General features: G+C 63.2%; 17 protein-coding genes. 8 read left to right on the forward strand and 9 right to left on the reverse strand.

Going from position 1 to position 15,748, the window contains the following annotated elements:
* Positions 1 to 4 precede the first annotated feature (4 nt).
* From flgK to ACGYLQ_RS08230, 3 genes are all read right to left on the reverse strand, one after another.
* Entirely contained in the window at positions 5 to 1,420 is a 1,416-nt protein-coding gene (flgK, locus tag ACGYLQ_RS08220; RefSeq protein WP_394441923.1) for a flagellar hook-associated protein FlgK, read from the reverse strand.
* 12 nt (positions 1,421 to 1,432) lie between these two features.
* Positions 1,433 to 2,701, reverse strand: a complete 1,269-nt coding sequence (locus tag ACGYLQ_RS08225; protein ID WP_394441925.1) for a flagellar hook protein FlgE — start codon at positions 2,699 to 2,701, stop codon at positions 1,433 to 1,435.
* Positions 2,702 to 2,799: 98 nt separating this feature from the next.
* Complete coding sequence (locus tag ACGYLQ_RS08230; protein ID WP_394441928.1) at positions 2,800 to 4,560, reverse strand: hypothetical protein; 1,761 nt, start codon at positions 4,558 to 4,560, stop codon at positions 2,800 to 2,802.
* Positions 4,561 to 4,658: 98 nt separating this feature from the next.
* Here ACGYLQ_RS08230 and flgF point away from each other — a divergent pair, with 98 nt between their 5' ends.
* From flgF to ACGYLQ_RS08255, 5 genes are all read left to right on the forward strand, one after another.
* Complete coding sequence (gene flgF, locus ACGYLQ_RS08235) at positions 4,659 to 5,402, forward strand: flagellar basal-body rod protein FlgF (protein ID WP_394441931.1); 744 nt, start codon at positions 4,659 to 4,661, stop codon at positions 5,400 to 5,402.
* Between the two features lie 32 nt (positions 5,403 to 5,434).
* Positions 5,435 to 6,220, forward strand: coding sequence for a flagellar basal-body rod protein FlgG (gene flgG, locus ACGYLQ_RS08240; RefSeq protein WP_067262392.1), 786 nt, complete (start codon positions 5,435 to 5,437; stop codon positions 6,218 to 6,220).
* Positions 6,220 to 6,879 carry a flagellar basal body P-ring formation chaperone FlgA gene (gene flgA, locus ACGYLQ_RS08245; RefSeq protein WP_394441934.1) on the forward strand — a complete coding sequence of 220 codons (660 nt, stop codon included), beginning with the start codon at positions 6,220 to 6,222 and terminating at the stop codon, positions 6,877 to 6,879. Before flgG ends, flgA begins: the two co-directional genes overlap by 1 nt.
* Positions 6,876 to 7,646 carry a flagellar basal body L-ring protein FlgH gene (locus ACGYLQ_RS08250; protein ID WP_394441937.1) on the forward strand — a complete coding sequence of 257 codons (771 nt, stop codon included), beginning with the start codon at positions 6,876 to 6,878 and terminating at the stop codon, positions 7,644 to 7,646. Before flgA ends, ACGYLQ_RS08250 begins: the two co-directional genes overlap by 4 nt.
* 80 nt (positions 7,647 to 7,726) lie before the next feature.
* Positions 7,727 to 8,305, forward strand: a complete 579-nt coding sequence (locus tag ACGYLQ_RS08255; protein ID WP_394441940.1) for a hypothetical protein — start codon at positions 7,727 to 7,729, stop codon at positions 8,303 to 8,305.
* A gap of 19 nt (positions 8,306 to 8,324) precedes the next feature.
* Here the strand turns inward: ACGYLQ_RS08255 and ACGYLQ_RS08260 are convergent, their stop codons facing one another.
* The 6 genes from ACGYLQ_RS08260 to ACGYLQ_RS08285 all read right to left on the reverse strand — a co-directional run bounded on the left by ACGYLQ_RS08260 (position 8,325) and on the right by ACGYLQ_RS08285 (position 14,038).
* Positions 8,325 to 8,993, reverse strand: a complete 669-nt coding sequence (locus ACGYLQ_RS08260; protein WP_067262400.1) for a flagellar hook assembly protein FlgD — start codon at positions 8,991 to 8,993, stop codon at positions 8,325 to 8,327.
* Positions 8,994 to 9,004: 11 nt separating this feature from the next.
* Positions 9,005 to 10,348, reverse strand: a complete 1,344-nt coding sequence (locus ACGYLQ_RS08265) for a flagellar hook-length control protein FliK (protein ID WP_394441943.1) — start codon at positions 10,346 to 10,348, stop codon at positions 9,005 to 9,007.
* Positions 10,349 to 10,401: 53 nt separating this feature from the next.
* Complete coding sequence (locus ACGYLQ_RS08270; protein WP_394441945.1) at positions 10,402 to 11,031, reverse strand: hypothetical protein; 630 nt, start codon at positions 11,029 to 11,031, stop codon at positions 10,402 to 10,404.
* A gap of 276 nt (positions 11,032 to 11,307) precedes the next feature.
* Positions 11,308 to 12,237 (reverse strand): flagellar motor protein MotB, encoded by a 930-nt coding sequence (locus ACGYLQ_RS08275; RefSeq protein WP_394441948.1) that lies wholly within the window; start codon positions 12,235 to 12,237, stop codon positions 11,308 to 11,310.
* A gap of 43 nt (positions 12,238 to 12,280) precedes the next feature.
* On the reverse strand, positions 12,281 to 12,751 hold the full coding sequence (locus ACGYLQ_RS08280) for a MucR family transcriptional regulator (protein WP_067262409.1): 471 nt from the start codon (positions 12,749 to 12,751) through the stop codon (positions 12,281 to 12,283).
* Positions 12,752 to 12,937: 186 nt separating this feature from the next.
* On the reverse strand, positions 12,938 to 14,038 hold the full coding sequence (locus ACGYLQ_RS08285; protein WP_271692065.1) for a hypothetical protein: 1,101 nt from the start codon (positions 14,036 to 14,038) through the stop codon (positions 12,938 to 12,940).
* 93 nt (positions 14,039 to 14,131) lie between these two features.
* Between ACGYLQ_RS08285 and motA the strand changes: the two genes are divergently transcribed.
* From motA to ACGYLQ_RS08300, 3 genes are read left to right on the forward strand one after another with little or no spacing between them, the layout of a single operon-like run.
* The gene (motA, locus tag ACGYLQ_RS08290; RefSeq protein ID WP_067262415.1) at positions 14,132 to 14,998 is read left to right on the forward strand and encodes a flagellar motor stator protein MotA; all 867 of its coding nucleotides are present in this window, start codon (positions 14,132 to 14,134) and stop codon (positions 14,996 to 14,998) included.
* Positions 14,995 to 15,252 carry a hypothetical protein gene (locus ACGYLQ_RS08295; RefSeq protein ID WP_394441950.1) on the forward strand — a complete coding sequence of 86 codons (258 nt, stop codon included), beginning with the start codon at positions 14,995 to 14,997 and terminating at the stop codon, positions 15,250 to 15,252. Before motA ends, ACGYLQ_RS08295 begins: the two co-directional genes overlap by 4 nt.
* Positions 15,249 to 15,674 (forward strand): hypothetical protein, encoded by a 426-nt coding sequence (locus tag ACGYLQ_RS08300; protein ID WP_394441953.1) that lies wholly within the window; start codon positions 15,249 to 15,251, stop codon positions 15,672 to 15,674. Before ACGYLQ_RS08295 ends, ACGYLQ_RS08300 begins: the two co-directional genes overlap by 4 nt.
* Positions 15,675 to 15,748 lie beyond the last annotated feature (74 nt).

Genomic DNA, 15,748 nt, shown 5'->3' on the forward strand with positions numbered 1-15,748 from the left:
ATCCTCACACGCTGGCCAAAAGGGTGTCGAGCATATCGCTCAGGCTGGTGAGCACCTGCGAATTCGCGCCATAGGCCTGTTCGATCTCCAGCAGCTTTTGCAATTCGGTATCAACGTTCACGCCCTCGATGCTGCTGCGGTTGTCCTCGAAGGTGACGAGCCGCACGCGCGCCGTCTCGGCCTGCCCATCCGCCCCGACCCGCAGCACATTTTGCTGGCTGACCAGATCGGCGGCGTAATCCCCCAGACGCGCGTTGGTGCTGAGACCGGTGGCCGCGTCAAAGGCCATGCCCGTCTCAAGCACATCGACGAAGGCATTCAACTGCGTGGTGTCGCCCGGCTCCCCGGGCACCGTTGCACCGGCGCCGTCGCGCAGCCGCCAAAGCGCACCGCCCTTGTCGGGCTGGACGCTGTCATTGAGCGCAAGCCGCCCGGCCAGCCCGTCCAACTGCGCCGGATCGAAAGCCCCGCCCGCATCGGTGAAAAGCCCCGGCTGCCCGGCCCCGACGGAGGCATCTGCGGTCTCGAAACTCTGCACCAGCCCGCGGGCGAGTTCATCCAATTGCAGCTTCATCTGCGGCAGGTCATTGGCGATCAGCCCGCTCAGCCCCGCAAGGCGGCCACTGTCGGACCCGCGCGCGGTGACACTGTTTGGCGTGATGTCGATGTCCCCGGCCATCAGCCGCCCTGTATCGGGGTTGGCGCTGAGCGGCACGGCGGTTTCGCCATAGACCAATTCCGTGCCGCCAGTTGTGTGCAGCGTCAGCGTTCCATCCGCTTCCCAACGGCTTTGGAAATCCATCTGACTGCCCAAAGCATCAAGGCGGCGGTTCATCTCATCCATCAGCCCGCTGGTGCCGGTGGGATCGGTCCCGGCAAGGGCCAGACGTTCATTCAACGCGGCGATATCCGAGAGCGCCGCGTTCACCTCAGCCACGCTCGCCACAAGACTGTCACCGGCCTGAGCGCGGCTGCCCTCAAGCCCGATGGCGGCCTCGTTGATGCTGTGCACCAAGGTCTCGCTGCGCGACAAAAGGTCGTTCTGCGCGGCGGGGTCGGAGGGGTTGTTGGCCAAAAGGTCGAGCCCCGCCTGAAACTCCGCCAGACGAGCGGCGGGGGAGACTTCATCGCCCGGCTCGCCCAAGGTGATCAGATAGCTGCCGAGTATCTCACTGGTGGCGGAAGCGCGGCCCAATTCAGCCGAAGCATTCCGCGACATGCCCGCAAGGCGTTCATCCACCTGCCGCGCAATGCGCAGCTCCACCGTGCCACTTTGACCGTTGGTCGTGACCTGCGCGGCCTCGCGCCGGACGTAGCCTTCGGTTTGCGCATTGGCGATATTGCCCGCAACGAGGTTGGCGCGGCCCTCTGTCGTGCTCAGCCCGCTGCGGGCAATGCTAAAGGCAGATGAGATGCTCATTCATGCACCGGGTTAGCGTTTGATGCTTAGCGTTTCACTCAGCATCTCATCGCTGGTGGTGATGATCTTGGCGCTGGAGGAATAGGCCCGCTGCGTCTGGATCAGGTCGGTCAGCTCTTCCGCGATATCCACGTTGGAGCTTTCGAGCGCCCCGCTGTTGATGCTGCCGAGACCGTTCAACATCGGGTTGCCGATGCTCACCGCGCCGGAATCCCGGGTCGCCACATAGGCGTTGCCGTCGACCGAGCGCATCTGGTCGGGGTTGGCGACATTGGCAAGCGGCACTTGGAACAGCGCGCGGCGCTGGCCATTGTCGAAGACGCCGTAAAGGATGCCACTATCGCTCATCTCGGCCCGCTCGAGGCTGCCGGTCTCGGTGCCGTCATCCGAAAAGGCCGGGGGCGTGTAGTCGCCCGAGAATTGGGTCATCCCCTCAAAGGTGCCGGGCGCGCCGAAGTCGATCTCAAGCGGTTGTGGGGTGCCGCCGTTGTTGATTTGCAGGGTCACCACGCCGGTCGCGGGATCAATCGGCAGGGTGCCGGGCGTGTAGCTCGCCGGGCTGCCGGCATTGACGCCGCTGTCGGTGAAATTCACCGTCGCATCGCCGTAGCTGTTGCCTGCCTCATCGCTGATGCTGACAGTCCATTCATTGGCCGTGGCCCCCGGTGTCCAAGACAGGTTCAGCGCGTCGCTGCCGCCCAATTGGTTCACATAGCGCAGGGTGGATTCAAAGGCCGTGCCGGTGGTGCCAGCGCCGGTTTCCTGCGCGGGGACATTGCCCGAAACGCCAACGCGGGTGCTGGGCGTGCCTTGTACCTGATAGCTCGCCACATTGACGGTGCTGAGGTCATTGTAGCTGGTGCTGCTGACGCTGCCCGTGGCGCCGCTGGCATCTGTGGGGAAGCCCGAGAGGAAGTAGCCCGCAGAGTTGCGCAGGTTGCCGTTCTGATCCGGGGTGAAGGAACCGGCGCGCGTCAGGTAGTAGTTGGATTCGACAGGATCGTTGGGATTGCGCGAGACGACGAAGAAGCCGTCACCCTGCACCGCCAAGTCGGTCGAGCGCCCCGTGCCCATGATATTGCCATTGGCCGAGATATCGGCGCGCACATCCGTCAGCACCCCCGCCTGCGTCGCCCCGGTGTTCTGTGTCACGAATTCCGAGAAGGTCCGCCGGTAGCCTACGGTATTGGCGTTGGCGATATTGCTAGAGATATTCTGGACGCGGGAGGAGTTGGCCTGCAACCCGCTGACCCCGATCTGAAGGGCGCTTGTAATGCTCATGACTTGATCCTGCTCGTTCTTGTTATTCTTGCCTTATACATGAGAAAGCCGATTCTTCATGGCTAAAGCAAGAATAAAATGTGTATTTGATATTTATGTCACTGACTTTCCTTGACGTCCGTGACCTTGGTTACGGCCTCTAGGATACGGTCCGCGCTTTCCATGCTCAGCCGCATCACGTCTGACCCCAGCGGCCCCTCTTCGGCAGGGCGCGCGCCCAGCCCTGTGGCGATCTCGGCCCAGCCGGGCAGGTCGGCCAGCGCGGGAAAGGCCGTGGCGGCTCTTGCGACCGTGGCACTGTCGCCCGCCTGATAGGCGGCGAGGGTCAGGCGCGTGGCATCGGCAAAGGCAAACTGCTGGGGGTGTGCCTCCCACATCTCAAGATAGGCGTGCCGTGCAGCGCCCCATTTGCCGGTCTCGTAGAGGGCCACCGCGCGGCTGCGGCGCAGGTCCATGTCTTGGGCGCGCAGGCGCAGGGCGGCGAGTTCATCCGACCGGCCCGCCTGCGCCAAGGCTTCGACCAAAAGCGCTTCGGCCTCGGCGCCCTGATCGTCGGCATAGCCGCTGAGCAAGTCCACTGCCGCATCCGCCTGCCCACCTGCCAAAAGCGCGCGGGCCTCACCGCGCCGCAAGCGGGCCATAAGGGTTGCATCGGGGGCAGTCGCCCCGCCCCGCTCCAAGGTCTGGGCCATTTCGCGCAGCGCGCGATACTCCCGCGCGGCAAGGGCGGTCATCCCGGTATCCAGCAGGCGTTGCGGCACGGCCATGGCATGGCCGACAAAGCCCGGATCGAAACGCCAGCGGGCGCTGATGCGGGTGTGCCCTTCAAGGAATGGCCCGAGGTCGATCTCCCCCGCCGCCCCCGCGGCATAGAAGGCACCGTAGATCGCCCGCGCCTGTGCACGCAGCGCGTCGGCCTCCCCCTCTGGGGCGGTGCGCAGCAAATTATGCAGCGCCCACAACGCGGTATCGGTGTCGCCCTGCTCTGCGGCGACTTCTGCCAAAAGCTGCGCGCCTTCGCGCCCGAGGGCATCCCCGCTCCACATCCAGCGCGCGGTTTTCAATAGCGACAGCGCGTCTTGCCCCGGTAGGGTCTCGGTCTCGCGCCCCATCCGAACCAGCGCGAGCCGCGCCCGTTGCGCATAGGCATCGCGGCCCTGTGCGGCTTGGGCATAGCCATCGAAAGCCATCAAAAGATCGCCCGACACCTCTGAGGCGCGGGCCAGAAGGTAGCGATAGGCGGGGCCATCGCGCAGCTCGGCATGGTCGGGGAATTGCGCGGCCAAAGCCTGCGCCACCTCCCAATCCTCGGCCTCCAGCGCCGCTTCGAGCAGATCGGGCAGAACGGCGGCTTGAATGGCTGGCGACAGGTCGGCGAGGCTTTCCAAGGTGCGCGGCATCAAGCGCGCCGCCTCCTCCACCGCGCCCAGCCGGGCAAAGGCCGCCGCCCGCAGGGCCTGCCCCTGCCCCCAGCCGACGGACCATGACACCGCCTGTCCCAGATCGCCACCCGCGCCCCCGTCGAGCAGGGCGAGCGCGAGGCTCAGGGTCCGGTGCCGCCGCGCCGCGTCGCCGGTGAGGGTTTCGGCGTCGAGCGCTTCCAGAAAGCCAGCCGCCTCGGGGCGCATCATCCAAGCAAGGTGCAATTCCGCCAGCCCCAGCAACACCTCGGCCCGCGCGGGTTCCTCCGGCGCGGAGACTTCTGCCAGCCGCGTCATCAATCCTTCGCGCGCGGTTAGAAAATCCAGCCCGCCCTGCTCGGCCAAAGACAAAGGCGCAAAGACAGCACCCTCCTCCGCCGTCGCGGGTGAGGCCAAGAGCAAAGACAAGCCAAGAACAATGTTGTGCAGATGCTTCATTATATGGATAGATGCACTTTATTCTTGTAAAGATCCATTCTTTATTTCACACTGATCTTCATAATGTCACGCCATCCTTGCCCAAACTGAGGCCCGTTATGACGGAAACCAGCCATATCAGCATGTCGCTGGCGACTTCCCTCCAGCGCCAACTCGACATCACCGCCAACAATATCGCCAACGCCAGCACCGCGGGCTACAAGGGCGAACATGTGGTGTTCGAGGCGCTGTTGCAGGACAACACTGCGCTTGGCGACGATCAGGCGGCTTTCGTCAGCGATACCGGCTCCTACATCGACACCCGCCCCGGCGCGCTGTCGCAGACCGGCAACCCGCTGGACGTGGCGCTGCATGGTGAGGGCTGGTTCAGCTATCAAACCGCCGACGGGCAGCAGGCCTTTGGCCGCGATGGCAGCTTTGCGATCGACCCTGAGGGCAATCTGACGTTGCTGTCGGGGGCCAAAGTGCTCGACGCGGGCGGTGCGCCGATCCAACTGGCCCCTGCGGGCATGGGCGATATCAACATTTCCGAAGATGGCACCATTTCGGGCAGTGAGACCGGCCCGCTGGGCCGGATCGGCGTGTTCGATATACCTGAGATTCAAAGCTACAAACGGCTTGGTGGCGGCATGCTCGTCGCACCTGAGGGGGCCGCCAAACCGGGCGTGGCCGAAGCCGTGCAGGTGCGCCAAGGCACGCTGGAGCTTAGCAACGTGAACCCGGTGCGCGAGATGACGCGGCTGATCGACGTGCAGCGCGCTTATGAGCGCACCAATACCATGATGGGCAATGCGGACGACCTGCGCCGCGACTCGCTCAAACGGATCGCGCAGGCGGTCTGACCCGGCATCCGTAGAACGGAAGGAACGAGACAATGAAGGCACTCAGCATCGCCGCGACCGGCATGATGGCGCAGCAGACCAATGTCGATGTGATCTCGAACAACATCGCCAACGCGAATACCACCGGGTTCAAGGCCAGCCGCGCCGCCTTTCAAGACCTGATCTATCAATCCATGCAGCGCGAAGGCGCCGTCACTTCCGAGGCCGGATCGACCCGCCCCGTGGGCATCGACATTGGCATGGGCGTGCAGACCGCCGGCACCGTGCGGCTTAACACCCAAGGCGGCATGGTGGCCACGGAAAACCAGCTTAACGTCGCCATTGACGGGCGGGGCTATTTCTCGGTCACGCTGCCCGATGGCGGCACCGCCTATACGCGCGACGGGTCATTCCAACTCTCCCCCGAGGGTGAGATCGTGACGATGCAGGGCTACCGCGTCGAGCCCGGCATGGTCGTGCCCGAGAACACGACGGCGGTCGAGATCAACGAACAGGGCGTCGTCATGGCCTATGTCGAAAACGATCCCGTGCCGGTGGAACTGGGCCAGTTCAACCTGACCACCTTCGTCAATGAACCGGGGATGCGCCCGGTGGGCAACAACTTCCTGCTGGCGACCGAAGCCTCGGGCGAGGCGCAGGTGGTGAACCCCGGCGATCCGGGCGCGGGGATGATCCGTCAGGGCTATCTTGAGGCGTCCAACGTGAACGTCATCCAGCAGATCACCGATCTGATCTCGGCACAGCGCGCCTATGAGATGAACTCCAAATCCATCGAGACCGCAGACCAGATGCTCTCGGCTGCGAACCAAATCCGCTAATGCGACGGCTCGCCGCCCTCTTCCTTGGCCTGATGGTGCTGACGGGCCCTGCCCTCTCGGCGCCCATCGGCGTATTGGTCGAGGAACGCGCGCGGGTGGACTACGCCGACAGCCTGCCGCAAGAGGGTGCTTTCGAGATCACGGTCAAGGACGCCCCCGCCGAAGAGGTGCTGACGCTGGCCGAGTTCTGGATGGACCCGCGCAGCGGCAAGTTTCTGGCCAATGCGGTGCTTGAGACGGGCGAGGTGCAGCGCATCGCGGGCTACGCCCTTGTCACCATGCCGGTCCCTGTGCCCATCACCCGCCTGCTGCCCGATGACATCATCATGGAAGACGACCTGACCGTCATGCGCCTGCCGGTGGGCAGGATCGGCGCCTATGTGATGACGGATATGGAAGAGGTCGTTGGCAAACAGGTGCGCCGCGTGCTGACGCCGGGGCGGCCCATTCAGACGCAGTCCATCATTCAGCCGCTGGTCATCAACCGGGGTGAGCGGGTGGAGATCTATTTCAGCGACGGGCTTCTGGCCCTCTCCTCTCCCGGGCGCGCGCTTGATGACGCGCATGAGGGGCAGGAAATCCGTATCGTGAACCTTGTCAGCAACAAAACGGTCACCGGCATCGCCACCGGCGAAGGGACCGTGGAGATCCTACGATGACCACCGCTTTCGCGCGCCTCTCTGCCTTGATGCTCGGTGCCGCCCTTGCCCTGTCCGCCTGCGATACCGCAGATCACTTCGACCGCGATCCGCAGCCCTCCCCAATCGTGGTGGATGGCCAAGCCATCCCCGAGGTTGCCCGCGTACAGGTGCCGATGCCCGCCGTCGCGATGGAGCCGCCCCGGCGCGGGAGTGCCAAGGCCTCGCTCTTTACCGCGCGCAGCCAGCCGCTGTTTTCCGACCAGCGCGCCGATGACATCGGCGATATCGTCACGGTCGTGATCTCCATCGACGACCGGGCACAGCTGCGCAATTCGACCGACCGTGAGCGCGAGGGGGCAAGCTCGGTCGGATTCCCGACATTCTTTGGCTATGGCGCGAAAATTGCCGCAATTCTGCCCGGAATCAGCGCCGCCGATCTGCCGAGCGGCGATATCGTCGAGGTGGGATCGGCCTCGGAGGCCAGCGGGTCGGGTGCCATTTCGCGCAATGAACGGATCGAACTGAAAGTCGCCGCATTGGTGATCGACAAGCTGCCAAACGGCACGCTCGTCGTCGCCGGACGTCAAGAAATACTGGTTAATCAGGAGCTGCGCGAGCTGCGCATGGCCGGGATCGTGCGCCCTGCCGACATCCGCGATGACAACACCATTTCTTACGACAAGATCGCCGAGGCCCGCATCGCCTATGGCGGCAGAGGCACGCTGTCGCGCGCGCAAGAGCGCAGCTACGGCGAAGACGCGATGGATGTGATCCTGCCCTATTAATTCCTGACTTGGTCACAAAGTGAGACCATTGCCGTCGCAATCGACCGTTAAACCTGACGAAAGCTCAGGAAAGGTCGAACATGAAAAAGGCAGCAATCGCATTTATAGCACTCCCCTTGCTTTGCATGGGTGCAGGCTATGGCGCCGGTCTGGCCCTCGCCCCTGCCCCAGCCGAAGCGGCGGGGACAAAGAGTGATGACAAGACCGCTTATGACGCAAAGGAGACGGCAAAGGACGCCGCCCATGCGCCCGAGAAAGACGCCCATGGCGAGAAAGGTGAGAAATCCGCCAAGGGCGATGATCACGCGCCGATGGACAGTTATGAACTGGCCAATGACCGCACGGTGGTGCGTCTTGGGCAGATGACGATCCCGGTGGAGAAGACCAACAGCGTTTCTTATGTGGTCGCGGATTTCGCGCTCAAGATGGGGTCACTGGAATTGGCCGAACGCTACCGCCGCGTGGAAGACGCGACGCGGATGCGCGATTCGCTCTTGCAGGCGATGAACCTAGCCGCCGAAAGCGCCGTGCTGCGCGGCGTGGCGATCGACAGCGAAGCCCTGTCGCGGCTGCTGCGGGATCTGATCAGCAAAGAGCATAAGGGCGTCGATGATGTGATGTTCGTGTCACTCTACAAACAAGACGTGGCGCGGCTCTGACACGCGCCACATCGCAGGTTTAGAGAACCGAACGCACCACGTTCGACAGCACGGATTCCCCGTTATCCAGTTCCAACTCCGGCCCGTAGGCAGTGAAGTTCACCCGCGTCACCTCGGACCGGGTCAGCGGGGTGACGCCCACATCGTTGCCCTCGGCATCCGTCGCCGTGATCTCAACCCGGAAGGTATCGGGCGGCACCGGCAGGCCCACGGAATCGAGGCGGTTCCACTCCACGTCGATCACCTCCCCTTCGGCGGTGGAGGGGCCGGGCATCTCGCGGATCAGGGTGCCGTCTTCGGAGAAGATCCGAACGGTCACTTCCTCCGCCCCGGCGTTGAGCTGATAGCTCAGCGGGAATTCATCTTCGGTCATGCGCACTTGGGTCGAGGGCACCAGCACGTCGCGCCCGATCAATTGCAGGTCCGACATTGCACCCACGGTGGAAAGCATGGTCGAGATTTGCTCAAGGCTCGCGTTGGTGGCGATGCTCTGCTCCACTTGGGTCAACTGCGCCAATTGCGAGACGAACTGCGTCGAATCCACCGGGTTCAGCGGGTCTTGGTTCGAAATCTGCGCCGTCAGCAGGGTGAGAAAGCTGTTGTAGCTTTCCTGAAGCTCAGCGGATGAGGTCGCCGCCGCCGAAGTGTTGGCGGTGCTCAGGGTGCTTGCTGTGGTCGCGTCGATCATGGTCTCGCCTTTCAGGTGAGGATATCTAGCTGCCCGGCGCCGAGGCGCGGGCTGGGGGTCTGCGCCGTGGGCGCGACGTCACCGCCATGCGCGTCATCGGCCTGTGCTGTGGTCTGGGTGAACGCCGGGCCCTGTTGCTGCCCGCCATTGCGGCGCCGGTCGCCGAAAGTCTGGAAATCGAGATCCGCATTCTCGGCGCTGATGCCGCGCGATTGCAGCGCGTCCAGCAGTTGCTCACGGTCTTGCCGCAGCATGTTCAGGACCGAGGCGCTTTCGGTGGTCATGGCGATCTGCATGCGCCCTGCCTCACTGCGCACAACCTCGATCTCGATCTCGCCCATACCGTAGGGGGAGAGCGAGAAACGCAGCTTGTTGTCCGCCGTATCAAGGCTGCGGATCTGTTGGCTGACGTGTTGGCGAAGCTGCTCTTCCGGCGCGGCGGCAGGGTTCGGCGCGGGGGCCGGCGTGGGCTGCGGCGGGCTGAGACGTAGCCCCTCGCTCTGCGGTGCCTGCGGCGCGGTCAAGGCCGCGACCTCGCGCAGGACGGCCTCTGCCGCCGGGGCATTTGTGCCGGGCTGGGCGGCCTTGGCGGCATCAACCGCCGCGCTGAAACGCTCGGCGGCAGCGGTGAGGCGCGGGTCTGCGGCTTCTCCGCTCAAGTCCACCTTGGCGGCGGTCGTGCTAGCCTCGGCCTTCGCGGCGAGGGGTGGTTCTGTCGCCCCCACGGTGGCGGCTCTCGGAGCCGATGTCTCACTCAGCATGACGGTTTTAAGCCCGCTCTGTTCGGCATGGCCTTCGGCCTGCAACACCGGCGCGCCCCCTTCGGAGGCCATCACGCGCGCCCCCTGCTGGGCCTGCCCCATGGCCATACGTCCCACAACCGGCAGCGCGGCCGAGGCGATGCTCAATTGGCTGGCCGGGGTGGGCAGGCGCAGGGCACCGGCGATCCTCTCCTCCAAAGCGGCCTCAAGGCTGGGGTCATCCAACTGCGCCACCGCCTCCAGCGCGCCGAGGTTTTCAGGCGGCGCTTCGCCCAAGGCTTCGGCAAATGCGGCGAGGGCGGCTTTCGGGGTGATCGGCTGGCTGGTCTCCTCCAACCCCGCCAGGGTGTGATCCATCAGGGCCATCAGCCCCTCTGCCGTCTCAAGGTCGATATCCTCGGGCAGCGGATTGGGGGCGACTTCCACCTCTGGCGCGGTGGCTTGCAGGTCTTGGCCCTGCGCCTCCGACGCGCCTCCCTGCCCCGCCAACCCCTGCATCAGGGCGGCAAAACCTTCGGCAGCCCCCTTCCCCGAGGGCTGCCCGAGACCTGCGGCATTCGGCACCGCAGGTGCTGCCTGAAGTTGAGCGATCATCTGACGTCCTCCAACTTGGGATCCACGGCGGGATTCCGAAGGCTCTTGTAGGATCAGGAGATCCGCACGTTCCCGCGCTGATCTTCAAAGGCGCGGCGTACGCTGCGGGCCTCGACGAGGGCTTTCAGCCGCAGGGTCCACTGGTTGAGGGTCACCGGCGTCTCTGTCCCGGTCAGCGCACGCAGCGAAATCTGCGCGCCCTCTGCAGGGGCTGCAAAGACCGAATGACTGTCGACCGGACGGCCCCAGTACTGCCCCAGAACCGCGCTTAGCCCCATGCGGAAGGCCGCAGGCTCAAGCCCCAGCTTGAGCAGCTCATCCGCCTCGGCGGCGTGGTGGTAGGCCTGCCCCAAAGCATGCAGAACGCTGTCTTCGTCCATCATCGGGAACAGGCCGCGCCCGATGATCCCGATCAGCACTTCGCCCACCAGCGCACCGGCGGCTTGGGAGATATTGGTGAAATTGTCGCTTTTGCGAATAACGACGAGCGAGCCATAAGGCACATCGGCGTCGAGTTCTTCGGCAAGGATATCGCCAAGGCAAATGCCCGGGATCGGTTCGATGCAATCTGGCATTGCCACCGGATGACCGGCCCAATCCTGCATCTCGAAGACCGAAGCTTGAACCGGAATCAGCGCCCGGATCAGCATGTTGAAATGACGGCCATCGGCCGATGAATCCATGTGGCAGGCACCCTTCCAGATGCCACCTATAAGTGAGTTTACCTGCATTTCCGCCTCGTTCAGGACGTTCTGTCCATGGTTTATCCGGGCGATTTTTAAAGATTTTTTGGGTGCCCGGTGCTCGATTATTACATAAGGTCTAGATCGCAAGACCTTGACCGTCAACAATTTTACAAGACCGTGCCATTTTTTTGGGAATCAGCGGCAGGGATGTCGCACTTTTGCCTAGGATGGAAATCTCGCACAACCGGGCCGATAGAGCCTTGAAAACAAGGTCTACTCGGCTTGATAGACCAAGCGAATCGAGATGCGGCGGTTTTCCGGGGCCAAGGGATCGACCGTGTTGATCGGTTGCGTGTCGGCCACACCCGACACCCGCATGAAGCGCGCCCCGGCAATGCCCGCGGCCATCAACGTGCGGCGCGTGGCATTGGCGCGGTCTGCCGAAAGCTCCCAATTCGTGTAGCCATTGTTCGCGCCAAAAGCGGCGGCATCGGTATGGCCCACGATCTCGACCGGCTGGTTCTGTTCGGCAATCACATCGCCGATGGCCAGCAGCAGCTCGCGGGTCTTCGGGGTCACCTCGGCACTGCCCCGCGCAAAGAGAGACCGCTCATCCTGATCCAGCACCTGAACCGTCAGCGCCCCGTTCGATTTCTCAAGCCGGACATTGCGCGCCAGATCGTTCAAAGCGCTGTCCGAGGTGATCCGCTCGGCGATGTCCTCCGCCATGCGGTCGATCTCGGACTGGCGGCGCTCGGATTCCTCGATCGCGGCGAGCGTGGCGGGATCGGCGGGCGCCGCAGGTTCGGGCGCTTCGGCATATTCCACGACCACCGCGGCGGGTTTATCACGCAGACGGCTGTCAAAGACCATCATCGGATTGTCACGGCCAAAGGTCGGCTTTTGCACATTGCCGGTGTTGTCGACCGCGCCGGTCATCACCCCTGCGGCCATCAACGGGCGCAGGTCCGCCGCCGCATCCGAGGAAGAACCGCCGTCCGACACCGTGGGGGTAAAGTAATTGGCCAGCCCGCGCAGTTTTTCCTCATCCGAGGCGGCGAGGATCCACAGCAGCAGGAAAAACGCCATCATCGCGGTCATGAAGTCCGCATAGGCCACCTTCCAACCGCCGCCGTGGTGGGCGTGGCCGCCCTCCGCGTCGTAGCGCTTGATGATGATCATCGCGTTCTTCTTGTCAGCCATCAAGCGGCCTCCCGATTACGCAAGACCGGGCACGGGGGCCAGATCAGGAAAGCTCTGCGTTGTTGTCCGATTTGTCGCGGCTGTATTTGCCCAGACCTGCGCGTTTGGCGTATTCGGCCTTGCGCTTGGAATAGCTCGGCGCGACCAGCGGCGTGTCGGCAGGCAGATTGAACATCACGCGGTATTCCGCTTCGGTCAGCCCATGTTCGGCCCCGAGGTGACGTTTCAGCATCTTGAACCCCTTGCCGCAGCACAAGCAAAAGATCGTGTCTTCGGTCATCGGCTGCTCGCCCGGTGCGGCGGTCATGCCCTGCGCCTTGGGCGCGACGGGGGCCACGGCGGCGGCGGGGATATTGGCCAATGCGGTGGCCGGGGCTTCAGCCGGGGTCGCGCGCAGACGCTCGACCAAGGTCAGGATATCGTCGATGGTCACGTCGCTGCGGCTGGCGAACCCCGAAACGATGGTCGCAATCGCGGTATCGCTCAGATTCTGCTTGGGGGGTACATTAGGCATGAAGCAACTTCCTTATTAAGTTAATCTTGCCTTCTGCAAGGTTCGCGAAGCATTTAAAGAGCGCCTCGCAAGGGACGCAGCAAAGATAAATAATTCTTCGCCGTTTATTCTTATCACGATTCGAATTGTATTTGGAACCCGCGCAAGCATTGGCAAGCACTTTTTCGCCATATCGTGCGGAATGCATCACGGCTCCATCTGCGCGACGGTCTTGAAGATCGCGCTTTTCGGGGCCGGGTCGGGGGCCACGTCATTGCCGGTGGTCTGGGCGATGATCGTGCTGAACAGACCGGTCACCCCCAGCCCTGCCACCGCGATCAGCGGCACATGCAGCGACTTCCACAGGCTCTTGCGGGGCGCGGGCGGCTGCGGCGCCAATGCGGCGGGGTCGAGCAACTCAGGCTCGGGCGCCGGGGGCACTTCGATCGGCGCGCCGAACTCGACAAAGATGCCGCGCGGCATGACGGCCACCTTCACTTCGCGCCGCGCGCAGCTGTCGCTGAAGCCCGCAGGGAAGAGTTCAGCCGGGATATCGATCACCATATCATCCTTGGGCCGCCACTCTGCCGCCAGCGTGTCACGGGGGATATAAACCGAGGCGAAATCATCCCGAAAGGCGATGTCACGGACCAAGGTCGGCACCATGGGCAGCGGCTGTTCCGGGTTGGAGGCGATTCGCATGCGCCCCCCGGCGAGCCACATCTCAAGACGGACATAGAAACACTCCCCCGGCTGCACCTCGGCAGAGGGCATATAGCCTTCGGGCGGGCCCGAGCGCAGCTTGCGACGCTTGCGGTTGCCGATGGGAAAGATCTTGTTGGTGCTGACGCGTTGGAACTGGTCCAATTCGGGCCGCTGGCGCATCAGCTCGTCAAAATCCAGCCCCTCTTCGCGGGCGAAGTTGTAGTTGATCAGGTAATCCGCCGCCGTTTCCTCAAGCGTTTTGCTGTCCTGAATGGCCTTCAACAGCGCATTTTCCTCAGAGAACAAGAGCCTACGGCAGGGGTGGCCCTCAACCTCGGGGCTGACGGCAAAGCTGCCCACGGGACGGTCGAGGATATCCGCCACCCGGTCGAAAACTGCATGTTCTTCGTCATTGTGAAAAACCACGAACTCGCAAAGACCGGCGGCATCCATGCACAACAGCAGCCGCATCTCTTCGGGCCAGCCCGGCACGAGCACCGAAAGCTCGGAGGGATCGACGAAATAGGCGAAGGCATCGGGCTCTTGCAGAGCGTCGACATCACCCTTCAACTCTTCTTTGACCGAAAAACCACTATTCATCATAGAAACCCAAGTTCTTTCCTAGATAATACTTGTATAGGCCCATTCACTCAAGGATAAAGTAAGAATAGTTTCTTTTTGGAGGCGTGTGCAGCAATGACACTCTTGCTTGGTCTTGTAATGGTCTTCGGTCTGGTCTTTGGCGGCTTCATGCTGTCGGGGGGCAATATGGACATCGTCCTGCACGCCCTCCCCTACGAGGGCATGATGATCGGCGGTGCCTCTCTGGGGGCCTTCGTGATCGCCAACTCCTTCTCGGTGGTGAAGTCATCGCTGGCCGGGGTGATGCGGGTGATCAAGGGGCCGCGCTGGAAGGCGGCGGATTACAACGATCTGCTGGCGCTGATGTTTGAACTGGCGCGTCTTTATAAGACCAAGGGTATCGTCGCGATGGACGAGCATATCGAAAACCCCGAGGCCAGCCCGATCTTTCAGCGCTACCCCAAGCTGATGAAAGACCACTTCCTGACCGACCTCATCGCCGATAGCTTTCGCATGATGTCGATGCAATTCGACGACCGCTTCCAGATGGAAGACGTGTTGAACCGCAAGATCAAAAAACACCACCACGAGGCGCTCGTCTCGGCCCGCGCAATCCAAAGCATGGCTGACGGCCTGCCCGCCATCGGCATCGTCGCGGCGGTTCTGGGGGTGATCAAAACCATGTCGTCGATCGACAAGCCGCCAGAGATCCTTGGCGCGATGATCGGCGGTGCCTTGGTGGGCACTTTCCTTGGGGTTTTCCTTGCCTATTGTATGGTCCAGCCCATCGCAGGCCGGTTGGAGCAGATCGAGGAAGAAGACGGCGCCATGTATACGGTGATCCGCGATGTCATCGTGGCCATCGTGGCGGGCCATCCGCCCAGCATCTGCATTGAATTGGGCCGGGGCAACATTCCCACGACGAAACAGCCGAACTTCTCCGCCGTGGAGGCCTCGCAGCGCGAACTGCCTGCGGTATGATGCGCCCCCTGCCCCTGATCGTGCTGATCGCGCTCCTTGCCGGGCCGGGGCTGGCGGCGGGACCGGCCAAGAAAAAGGACGCGGAAGAGGTCGACAAGACCGCCAAAGCAGAGGCCCGGCTGCCCAATTCCATGCGCCGCCACGGTGTCATCGGCCATGTCCCCCCGATGGAGGGGCTTCCGCTGCTCGACGCCGAAGTGCTGGAACGGATGCGCGAGCGGCTCATCGTGCTGTCTCAGGGCGCGCAGCAGTGAAGCCGAAGCGCGGCGACGGGCTGGCCGTACTCTCGCGGCTGAAACGCTTTGAGATGGAGAATGTCGCGCTGGAGATGGCCGAGGTCAACCGCGCGCTGACCCAGATCGAAAACGAACGCCACAGCCTGATGGAGCAGCTCAACGACCGGGGCGATCCCGATGCGGTGGAATCGACGCGCGTGGTCTCGGCCTTTATCCGCAACGTCTCGGAAACCATCCACCGCAAAGAGGCCGAGGCCGAGCGCCTGCGCGCCGACAGCGCAGGCATCCACGACAGGCTGAACGGGCTTTTCGCCGAGGCCAAGCGCATCGACCTGATCCACAACCGCCGCGCCGAGGCCCGCAGGCAAGCCCTGCAAGAAGCCGAGACCACCGCCCAAGCCGAAGGGTTTCTGTCGATCTGGCTGGACGATCAACGATAGTTACACGGCCATATCCAATTACGGGAACTATTTCCGAAAATTCCCCTAAATAGCGAATACCGGACAAGAAAAAA

The organism is Sulfitobacter sp. 1A12779 (assembly GCF_043557315.1).
GTDB lineage: Bacteria > Pseudomonadota > Alphaproteobacteria > Rhodobacterales > Rhodobacteraceae > Sulfitobacter > Sulfitobacter faviae.